This window comes from Rhodothermales bacterium (assembly GCA_013002345.1).
In the GTDB taxonomy this organism is placed as follows: domain Bacteria; phylum Bacteroidota; class Rhodothermia; order Rhodothermales; family JABDKH01; genus JABDKH01.
On sequence record JABDKH010000148.1, the window covers coordinates 1 to 2,624 of the forward strand.

The window sequence follows — 2,624 nt, forward strand, 5'->3', positions numbered from 1 at the left end:
ACTATGTGCTTGTCTTCATCGGCGAGCCCGTTAGCAACGAGCGACCACTTGCGATTGTTGACGTCAGCGGATCCGCCACCGCGAAGTCTTCTGCAGATCAACACATCGCCGTGGTCAATGCTGTTCAGGACGGGCCTGCGCTTGATTTTCAGGTCGGATCCGGCATGGTCGTGAACGCGGTTGAATATGGTCAACACGGGACGGGGGTCGTGTCGAGCGGCGAGCACGTTGTTCATGTCCGGCGCGATGCGGACGGTCATCTGATCGACTCGTTTCGTCTCGCGGTCGGCGATGCTCCCGGTTCCGTCCTGCCCATCGTCGCAACCGGCTACCTGGATCCGCCGGCCGGCGTCACGGATCGATCGGTCTCGCTGATGGCTGCCGACCGCACCGGTGGCGTCGCGATTCCGGCGGTCGTCACGGGAATCGACGACGACGCCGCAGGCCCGACGTTCAGGGTCACGTCGGTATACCCGAACCCCTTTCGATCACGGGCTCATATCGTTGTAGAGTTGGAGGAGATATCCGTCGTCGAGGTAAAGGTCTTTGATGTGCTCGGTCGGATTGTGGATCGGATCGGTCCGACCCGTTTTCTTCCGGGAGCCAACAGGCGTATCGAGTTGAGGTCCGCCAATCTGCCCTCGGGTCTGTACTTCTTGCGAGTTGCGACGACGGCTAGAGGGAAGACGGCGGCGACGATGGAAACCATAGTCCTCGCGCGCTAGTCCGCCGGTTGGCGATCCCGAAATTCTGGCCAGACCGCGTCAACCGCCGGGCGATGCAGACGTGTAGTTTCACCACGACTGCGCGATATTTGGCGCTGCAGTCTGTTACTTTGGGGATCGCGAGGTGATCTGAGTTCGTTTTGCTTCCAGCGTACTGATAAGCCATCCGGCGCACGGCGCATTTGCTTTTCACGTACACCCAACAACGCGGAAACGAGTGACATGCTCGAAAATCCGGCTCTCTTATCGGTCTTGATCGGACTGTTCGCTGCGGCCGCGGCGGGTGTGATCACGCACGTGCTGCAACGGCGCAAGGCTGCCGTAATTCCGGCTCTGCCGTCCCGCGTTGAAACCGTTGATCAGAGCGAGGCCGCCGTCAGATACTTCGGTGCAGCCCACGACATCACCAATACGATCACGAGCGCATGGAACCATGCGCGAGCAACGAATACAGATGATACCATGCTCAAAGAGCTGGAGCGTCCCCTGCTCGGCGAGCACATCGAGACCTTTCAAGAGGCCGCCTCCGTGCTGTCAGAGGAATTGCGAGATCACAACAGGCTGAACCATGCGCTGGCATCGGTCTGTCGACTCCTGGACGAGACATGGTCGTACGGCAGACACGATCACTATCGGACCGAGACGTATTACACAACCGACGCGAAAGGACGACGGCAAGCGCATACGCGTCAAGTGTACACACACACCAGCCACGACTTCACGTTTCATTCGGAGAAAGCATCGAGCGCTGGGCGGGAGGTCTCATCTACTCTCGCTTCGACAAATGAAGGAGAGCTGTACGATGCAGCGACGGCTCACCTCAAAGTAAAACCAGTAGAAGACGACAGGATCAGGGTGTGGGAGACGGTGTACGAAGGCTCCGACGAAAAACCAACTGACACGGAAGTGTTTGCGGCTATGGATGCGTGGAACGACACGGCGCTGGCCCAGCACAGAATCATCTCGGCGAAAAGAGACGTTGGCCTGCTGCGACGTCGAGCGACTCCGAATGTATTTCGGCAGATCCGCCGATCGCGTTCCAGGTATCACTATACCTCGTACGGCGGCCCGGGTAGTACGCATGAGGGTCCGCCCGGATATCAAGCTACCCGGACGCTCCTGTCACCCGCCGCGAACGCACACAAGGCGTTGTCGGGTCTGGAATCGGCTATAAAGGCCGCCGACGAGCATGTATCCGAGATACATCGAATGTGGAAAGAGCAAAGCCGGTTTACCGACAAAGACAGCGGAGATGTGGCCCGATCCCTCCTGGATCATGGGATCGAAATGTACGAAGCGCTGTTTCCGAAGAGCGATATCAAGTATGATCAGCGACTGCGGAAGGGTCGGACGATCGGGATTGCCGCCGCGGCCGGAATCGTAGCAGGTTTGATTTCATATGCGCTTCAGGTGATTTAGCATGGAACTGGAAAGAAAGCGCACGAGAGAACTCGAGGATGCGGTGTCGGCATTCGAGGACCTCGATGCAGAGGTCTTACGAGATGCCGGCAGTCTCATGGCGGCCGATCAGAGCGATGCGTTTGAAGAGGATATTGCGTGGGATGAGGAAGCCATGACACGGGATTCCATTGTCATGACCGCGAGGGACTTTGGCCTGGGCCCGGATGATCTCCGGAAGTATGTGCACCGGGCGCAGAGTGCGCACCTTGTGAGAACGGCTGCATCAGATCTCACACAGATGTCGCTGCAATTCACGGGGTGGCTCACGCGTATTTACACGACGCTGGAAGATGCGACTCAAGCCTACGAGCAAGCGGTCTCAAGTCCGGTTGGCGATATCCTCTTCAAGACCGAGAAGTGGCGTCAAAACATGTACATCAGCGCCGAGTGGCAGGATCAGCAGCTGTTCATGATTCACGCTCGCGAGAAGGACTCGAT

3 protein-coding genes are annotated in these 2,624 nt (G+C 58.1%); all 3 read left to right on the top strand.

All coding sequences use genetic code 11. The features are described from left to right. A partial coding sequence (locus HKN37_07565) for a T9SS type A sorting domain-containing protein (protein ID NNE46502.1) occupies window positions 1–725 on the top strand: 725 nt, incomplete at its 5' end. Window positions 726–947: 222 nt separating this feature from the next. Then, window positions 948–2,144 carry a hypothetical protein gene (locus tag HKN37_07570; GenBank protein ID NNE46503.1) on the top strand — a complete coding sequence of 399 codons (1,197 nt, stop codon included), beginning with the start codon at window positions 948–950 and terminating at the stop codon, window positions 2,142–2,144. A gap of 1 nt (window position 2,145) precedes the next feature. Beyond that, window positions 2,146–2,624: hypothetical protein (locus HKN37_07575; GenBank protein NNE46504.1), on the top strand; the 479-nt coding region annotated here is incomplete at its 3' end.

Bases quoted from the DNA above. Each gene is read 5' to 3' on its own strand.
- HKN37_07570 (NNE46503.1), top strand. From the start codon at position 948: ATGCTCGAAAATCCGGCTCTCTTATCGGTCTTGATCGGACTGTTCGCT.